Source organism: Ferrovibrio sp. (genome assembly GCF_029255545.1).
In the GTDB taxonomy this organism is placed as follows: Bacteria; Pseudomonadota; Alphaproteobacteria; order Ferrovibrionales; family Ferrovibrionaceae; genus Ferrovibrio.
The window spans coordinates 52620-58864 of record NZ_JANLJJ010000091.1; the positions used below are offsets into that span (position 1 = coordinate 52620).

Annotated in this window: 7 protein-coding genes and 1 pseudogene; 3 read left to right on the forward strand and 5 right to left on the reverse strand. The window is 61.2% G+C overall.

The features are described 5' to 3' along the window. Nucleotides 1-6 precede the first annotated feature (6 nt). The 4 genes from Q1J79_RS17660 to petA all read right to left on the reverse strand — a co-directional run bounded on the left by Q1J79_RS17660 (nt 7) and on the right by petA (nt 3805). Nucleotides 7-1119 (reverse strand): S-methyl-5'-thioadenosine phosphorylase, encoded by a 1113-nt coding sequence (locus Q1J79_RS17660; protein ID WP_300302970.1) that lies wholly within the window; start codon nt 1117-1119, stop codon nt 7-9. 138 nt (nt 1120-1257) lie between these two features. Further along, complete coding sequence (locus tag Q1J79_RS17665) at nt 1258-2016, reverse strand: cytochrome c1 (protein WP_367183008.1); 759 nt, start codon at nt 2014-2016, stop codon at nt 1258-1260. 22 nt (nt 2017-2038) lie between these two features. Beyond that, complete coding sequence (locus Q1J79_RS17670; protein WP_300302973.1) at nt 2039-3262, reverse strand: cytochrome b N-terminal domain-containing protein; 1224 nt, start codon at nt 3260-3262, stop codon at nt 2039-2041. A 12-nt stretch (nt 3263-3274) separates the two neighbouring features. Then, nucleotides 3275-3805, reverse strand: coding sequence for a ubiquinol-cytochrome c reductase iron-sulfur subunit (gene petA / locus Q1J79_RS17675; protein ID WP_300302974.1), 531 nt, complete (start codon nt 3803-3805; stop codon nt 3275-3277). 177 nt (nt 3806-3982) lie between these two features. Here petA and Q1J79_RS17680 point away from each other — a divergent pair, with 177 nt between their 5' ends. The 3 genes from Q1J79_RS17680 (at nt 3983) to Q1J79_RS17690 (ending at nt 5715) form a co-directional block, all read left to right on the forward strand. Continuing rightward, on the forward strand, nt 3983-4441 hold the full coding sequence (locus Q1J79_RS17680; RefSeq protein ID WP_300302976.1) for a tRNA (cytidine(34)-2'-O)-methyltransferase: 459 nt from the start codon (nt 3983-3985) through the stop codon (nt 4439-4441). Nucleotides 4442-4461: 20 nt separating this feature from the next. After that, entirely contained in the window at nt 4462-5316 is an 855-nt protein-coding gene (gene hemF / locus Q1J79_RS17685; RefSeq protein WP_300302978.1) for an oxygen-dependent coproporphyrinogen oxidase, read from the forward strand. A gap of 264 nt (nt 5317-5580) precedes the next feature. After that, nucleotides 5581-5715 (forward strand): hypothetical protein, encoded by a 135-nt coding sequence (locus Q1J79_RS17690; protein WP_300302980.1) that lies wholly within the window; start codon nt 5581-5583, stop codon nt 5713-5715. Between the two features lie 194 nt (nt 5716-5909). Here Q1J79_RS17690 and Q1J79_RS17695 read toward each other — a convergent pair. Then, nucleotides 5910-6245: pseudogene (locus Q1J79_RS17695) on the reverse strand (hypothetical protein); the annotation flags it as partial.

Below are 6245 nucleotides of genomic sequence, written 5' to 3' on the forward strand. Positions count from 1 at the left end.
TTCGTCTCAGGCCTTGAGAATGCGGCTGGCGACCGCGTCGAGTTTCTTCAGCAGCGCGGGATCACGCTTTTCCGGCGCCGTGATCAGCGCCGTGTCCAGCACCCTGTCACAGCCCTGGGGGCAATGCTCGGGCCGCTGCTTCAGATACGGCACGGCCTTGGCGACCAGGCTCTGGCCTTTCTCGGCATTGTCGAGCAGCACCCGGATCACCGACGCGACATCGACATGGTCGTGTTCAGGGTGCCAGCAATCGTAATCGGTGACCATGGCGACCGAGGCGTAGCAGAGCTCGGCCTCGCGGGCCAGCTTGGCCTCAGGTGCATTGGTCATGCCGATCACGTCGCAGCCCCAGCTCTTGTACAGGAAGCTTTCCGCCTGGGTGGAGAATTGCGGGCCTTCCATGCACAGATAGGTCCCACCGCGCTGGACGGTGATGCCGGCATCTTTCGCGGCCGCCTCCAGCGCATCGCCCAGGCGGTGGCAGACCGGATGCGCCGCCGAGACATGAGCCACCAGACCGGTGCCGAAAAAGCTTTTCTGCCGCATGAAGGTGCGGTCGATGAACTGGTCAACAATGACGAAGGTGCCCGGCGCCAGCGCTTCCTTGAACGAACCGCAGGCCGAAACCGAAATCACGTCATGGCAGCCGACGCGTTTCAGAGCATCGATATTGGCGCGGTAATTCACTTCCGAGGGGGAATGGACATGGCCCCGGCCATGACGCGGCAGAAATACCAGTTCGGCGCCATCCAGCGAACCAAACAGCAATTCGTCGGATGGGTCACCCCACGGCGTCGCGACCTTGCGCCACTTGGTATTCTTCAACCCAGCCATGCCATAGATGCCACTGCCGCCCAGCACGCCGATCCGCACCGGCTCGCCATGCTTGACGATATAGGGCTTGGGAATGCCGGCTGCCTTTGCGCCGCCACGGACCGAACGCGCCGCCGCCCGGGCAACGCCGATGGCCGCCGCGCTGGCGCCTTCCAGTTCGACAGGACGGCGCTTCTTGCTCCTGACCGCTTTTTTAGCTTTCATGGGCAGCTTCGCCTTGGCTGCCGGCTTGCGGGCCACGGCCTTCTTCCTTGCCTTGCCAGATTTCTTCGTCTTGAGCGCCATTACCGCTGCTCCCGCTGATTGGAAAGGCCCTGACGGGCCGGAATGCCGCGCGCGACTTAAGCAAACCGCCTGTCGGGGTGCAACAAAAAAGGCCGCCGGAATGGCGGCCTTTTCCGTGGTGTCGGTGAGGTATCCCGATCAGTGCAGCTTGCGCCAGATGCGCTTCTTAGCGGCAAAGAACAGGCCGGTCAGCACGATCAGGAAGATCATGACTTTCAGTCCCATCCGCTTGCGGTCTTCCAGCTTCGGCTCGGCAGCCCACATCAGGAAAGCCGAGACGTCATGCGCCATCTGCTCGACGCTGGCCTTGGTGCCGTCGGCATAGGTGACCTGGTCGTCGTTCAGCGGCTGCGGCATCGCGATCTGATGGCCGGCGAAATACTCGTTGTACTGCAACCCCTCGCCCAGCGCGAAGCCGGCCGGGGCAGGCTTGTAGCCAGTCAGCAGCGCCTTGATGTAGTCCGGGCCCTGAGCACGGGCCTTGGCAATCAGCGACAGGTCGAGCGGATAGGCACCGCCATTGGAGGCCCGCGCCGCCTTCTCGTTCGGGAAAGGCGACGGGAACTTGTCCTGCGGCTGACCGGCGCGCTGGAACATTTCACCGGCATCGTTCGGGCCGTCGTTTACCTGGAAGGTGGCCGCCAGGGCCTTCACCTCGGCTTCGCTGAAACCAAGGTCGCGCAGGTTGCGGAACGCCACATACTTCATGGCGTGGCAGGCGGCACAGACTTCCTTGTAGACCTGATAGCCGCGCTGCAGTTCCGCGCGATCAAAGGTGCCGAACGGGCCGTTGAAGCTCCATTTCACCGCCGGCGGCGCCGGCTGTTCGCCGGCGGCAAAAGCCGGCGCGGCAAGGCCGAGCGTCAGGGCTGCGAGGATCGCACGCATGGTTGTCATTTTCATTGTCCGATCCCCCGCCTTAAGCCTTCAGCACCGGTTCGCTGATCGAGGCCGGCAGCTTGAGCGGCTTCTCGAACCAGCCGACCAGCGGCAGCAGAATGATGAAATGGGCGAAGTAATAGATCGTGCAGGCGCGACCGATCACCAGCGCCAGGCCTTCCGGCGGCTGACCGCCAGCATAGGTCAGGCCAATGCAGGCGATCAGGAAAACCCAGAACAGTTGCTTGTAGATCGGGCGGAACTTGGCCGACCGCACCTTGCTGGTATCCAGCCAAGGCAGCACGAACAGGATCAGGATCGCACCAAACATCAGCAGCACGCCGCCCAGCTTGTCTGGCACCGAGCGCAGGATCGCGTAAAACGGCAGGAAGTACCATTCCGGCACAATATGCTCCGGGGTCACCAGCGGATTGGCCGGAATGTAGTTGTCCGGGTGGCCCAGGTAGTTCGGTGCATAGAACAGGAAGAAGCTGAAGAAGATCAGGAATACGCCGACGCCGAACGCATCCTTGATCGTGTAGTAGGGATGGAACGGGATGCGGTCCTGCGGGCCCTTGGTGTCAATGCCCAGCGGGTTGTTCGAGCCATGCTGGTGCAGGGCCAGAACGTGCAGGATCACGATGCCAACGATCACGAACGGCAGCAGATAATGCAGCGAGAAGAACCGGTTCAGCGTCGGGTTGTCGACGGCAAAGCCGCCCCACAGCCAGGTGACGATCGGCTCGCCAACCAGCGGAATGGCCGAGAACAGGTTGGTGATCACGGTGGCGCCCCAGAAGCTCATCTGGCCCCAGGGAAGCACATAGCCCATGAACGCGGTCGCCATCATCAGCAGGAAGATGATGAGGCCGAGCCACCACAGGATTTCGCGCGGCGCCTTGTAGGAGCCGTAATACATGCCGCGGAAGATATGGATGTAGACCGCGATGAAGAACATCGAGGCGCCATTGGCATGCATGTAGCGCAGCAGCCAGCCATAGTTCACGTCGCGCATGATGTGCTCGACCGAATCGAAGGCCATCGCGGTGTGCGGCGTGTAATGCATCACCAGCACGATGCCGGTGAGTATCTGGATGACCAGGCACAGACCGGCCAGCGAACCGAAGTTCCACCAGTAGCTGAGGTTCTTCGGGGTCGGATACTGCGAACCGACCATATGATCCAAGGTAGAGAAGACCGGCAGGCGGTATTCGATCCACTTGACGAGCGGGTTGGCAAAAAAGCCGGAATTATTGTCAGCCATCGGTTGGGGTCCTTAGCCGATGCGGATGCGGGTGTCGTTCAGGAAGGCATAGTCCGGAACCGGAAGGTTCAGCGGAGCAGGGCCTTTCCGGATACGGCCGGAAGTATCGTAATGCGAACCGTGGCACGGGCAGAACCAGCCACCGAAATCGCCCTTCTGGCCGAGCGGCACGCAGCCCAGATGGGTGCACACGCCCATCATGACCAGCCATTCCGGCTTTTTGACGCGATCGGCATCCTTCTGCGGATCCGGCAGGGCGGCCGTATCATCCTTGCGGGCCAGCTCAATCTCGGCCTCGGTGCGGTGCCGCACGAAAACCGGCTTGCCACGCCATAGAATGGTGACGCTCTGGCCGGCGGCGATCTGGCTCAGATCAACCTCGGTGCTCGAGAGCGCCAGCACGTCGGCCGACGGATTCATCTGGTGAATGAACGGCCAGACGGCCGCTGCCGCCCCTACGGCGCCGAATGCCCCCGCGGCGACGACAATAAAGTCGCGGCGGGTCGGTTCAGTGCCGGCCTTTTGGGTCGCTGTCCCTGCCATAGCTCCCTCGAAGATAATAAGGACTTGGAAACGAGAGGGGATATTTCTCACTATATCTGGGCGAAGTCCAGCGCTTAGCCGGAAGCATGCGACAGGTTGCCGCAGGGGTCCTGCGGTTGGAATCACCCCGGCAAACCGCGAAAAAACCGGCGTAACTCGGATCGTCTGAAAGACCCCATGCGGCTAGCCCTGTTCGAACCCGACATACCGCCCAATCTGGGCACGATTCTGCGCCTTGGCGCCTGTCTGGGCATACCTGTGCATGTGATCGAACCCTGCGGCTTCCCATTTTCGGTGCAGGCCGTGCGGCGCAGCGCCATGGACTATCTGGAGCATGCCGAAATCCATCGGCATGACAGCTGGGAGCATTTCGCCTCCGAGCGACCGGCCGGCCGGCTGGTGCTCATGACCACCAAGGCCGCCATCCCCTATACCGAGTTCCGGTTTGCCGCCGACGACATTCTGTTGCTCGGCCGGGAAAGCAAAGGCGCGCCAGATTATGTTCACGCCGCCGCCGAGGCTCGTCTGCTGATCCCGCTGAAACTCGGCCTGCGCTCGATCAATGTCGCCACCGCCGCTGCCATGGTATTGGGCGAGGCCCTGCGCCAGCTCGATGCTTTCCCGCACCGCCCCTAAGCCTAAGGAGACTCGTCACCATGACGTCAGCCCCCATCGCCGAACGCCAGACCCGGGCGCGTGACTGGTTTGAATCCCTGCGTGACCGCATCTGCGCCGCTTTCGAAACCCTGGAGGATCAGTTGACCGGCCCGCTCAGCGACCGGCCGGCCGGCCGGTTCGAACGCAAGAGCTGGGATCGCCCAGGCGGCGGCGGCGGAGTGATGAGCGTAATGCGCGGCCGCGTATTCGAAAAAGTCGGCGTCAACGTCTCCACCGTGCAGGGCGAATTCTCGCCTGAGTTCCGCAAGCAGATCCCGGGGGCCGCCGAGGATGGCCGGTTCTGGGCCTCCGGCATCTCGCTGGTGGCCCATATGCAGTCGCCGAAAGTGCCTGCGGTGCATATGAACACCCGCTTTCTGGTCACCAGCAAGGCCTGGTTCGGCGGTGGCGCCGACCTGACGCCGATGATTCCCGATGAAGCCGATACCCGCGACTTCCATGCCGCCCTGAAGGCGGCCTGCGACCGCTTCGACCCGGACTACTACCCCCGATTCAAGACGTGGTGCGACGAGTATTTCTACCTGCCTCATCGCGAAGAGCCACGCGGGGTCGGCGGCATCTTCTACGACCAACTCGACAGCGGTGATTGGGAAAGCGATTTCGCCTTCACCAAAACGGTCGGCGAATCGTTCCTTGAAACCTACCCAAAAATCGTCCTCCGACACCTCAATGATTCGTGGTCAGAGGCCGAAAGAGAGCACCAACTGATCCGTCGGGGGCGTTATGTGGAGTTCAATTTGCTCTACGATCGGGGCACGACATTCGGTCTGAAAACCGGCGGCAACACCGAAGCGATTCTGATGTCGATGCCGCCCAGCGTGAAATGGCCCTAATTAAAAAAGTCCGCAATTCATGCGGCTTTTCATGATGTCGTGAAATTCCGAAGTCTTCGTCGCCGTTTTACTTCAACGATGCTTTTTCGTTCGATCGGCGTGCTATTCAGCGTGTCGGATAGGGCACGCTATTAAGGATTTTTTAGTACTACGCAAGATTTAGTGGTTAATACCGCGGCGTTGTGCTACAGATACGCTTGTTCGGGAAACATTTCCCGAAACTTCGTTGCGGTGAAAACCGTACTCAAATCCATGGAGGAGAACATGGCTGCTGCGAAAAAGAAGGCCGCTAAGAAGAAGGTGGCTAAGAAGGCTGTGAAGGCGAAGAAGGCCCCGAAGGCCAAGAAGGCGCCGAAGGCCAAGAAGAAGGCCGCCAAGAAGAAGGCTGCCAAGAAGTAAGTCGTAGCGTTTCATAGTTCTTGGCCTCGAGCTCCACATCGACGTCCGGGTTTACGGCGCCGACGTGGAGCTCGAGTTCTTTCTAGGGGTATGTATTTCCGCGTCGGACTAGCGTCCCACCCCAGCCGCACAGCGGCGAACATTCGCGAAAAACCAAATAAAATTATATACTTATCCCGTTCCGCCGATCCGGATTATGGTCCTTCGACCGTCGTCTGCACGCGGGCGCGCAAGTGTTTGAGGCAGGCTTCACGATCGGCTCGGAAGCCCCCGGCTGCCCACCAGGATTCCAGTTCGTTGAGCAGCGCGCTGACTGTCGGCCCGGGTGAAAACCCGAGCGCCAGGACGTCGGCGCCGCGCAACGGAAAGATCGGCCGCTGCCATGTGGCCGTGGCAACCGCCCGGCGAATGGCCAGATCCTGTCGTTCCGGCGCCGCGCTGGCCAGCAACAGTAACTGGTCGCGGCAGCGTTCGGCCCCATTGCGATAGAGGATTTCGGCAAAGGCCGCGTCGCCCTCCAAGACCGCGAT

Excerpts from the sequence above, each read along its gene's own strand:
- Q1J79_RS17660 (WP_300302970.1), bottom strand. The coding sequence starts at position 1,119 with ATGGCGCTCAAGACGAAGAAATCTGGCAAGGCAAGGAAGAAGGCCGTG.
- Q1J79_RS17665 (WP_367183008.1), bottom strand. The coding sequence starts at position 2,016 with ATGACAACCATGCGTGCGATCCTCGCAGCCCTGACGCTCGGCCTTGCC.
- Q1J79_RS17670 (WP_300302973.1), bottom strand. The coding sequence starts at position 3,262 with ATGGCTGACAATAATTCCGGCTTTTTTGCCAACCCGCTCGTCAAGTGG.
- petA (WP_300302974.1), bottom strand. The coding sequence starts at position 3,805 with ATGGCAGGGACAGCGACCCAAAAGGCCGGCACTGAACCGACCCGCCGC.
- Q1J79_RS17680 (WP_300302976.1), top strand. The coding sequence starts at position 3,983 with ATGCGGCTAGCCCTGTTCGAACCCGACATACCGCCCAATCTGGGCACG.
- hemF (WP_300302978.1), top strand. The coding sequence starts at position 4,462 with ATGACGTCAGCCCCCATCGCCGAACGCCAGACCCGGGCGCGTGACTGG.
- Q1J79_RS17690 (WP_300302980.1), top strand. The coding sequence starts at position 5,581 with ATGGCTGCTGCGAAAAAGAAGGCCGCTAAGAAGAAGGTGGCTAAGAAG.